Raw genomic sequence first — 277 nt, forward strand, 5'->3', positions numbered from 1 at the left:
TCCACGACTTGTTGTGACCGCGCGTGCCCGTGACGTAGCCGCGCAAATGGCGAGCGACCTGGGCTCCGGCTGCAATCCAGACGAAGCCCTCGCCATGCGGGAAGGCGAAATTTTCCAGCGCCGCCTTCAATAGCGTCGCATCGTCGCTCATTCCGTCGCGGGCGATCCATTGCGGCGACCAATCGGTCTTCGTTGTGATCTGCTGCGCTTCGCCAATGACGAAGCTTGCAACCGGCACGCCTGGTCGTAGTTCTTCGAGGCGGCGGCCGATGGCGGG

1 protein-coding gene is annotated in these 277 nt (G+C 63.5%); it reads right to left on the reverse strand.

The genetic code is table 11. The features are described from left to right. Positions 1–277: SIP domain-containing protein (locus RVY79_RS19415; protein ID WP_317466207.1), on the reverse strand; the 277-nt coding region annotated here is incomplete at both ends.

This window comes from Chromohalobacter sp. HP20-39 (assembly GCF_033052815.1).
GTDB lineage: Bacteria > Pseudomonadota > Gammaproteobacteria > Pseudomonadales > Halomonadaceae > Chromohalobacter.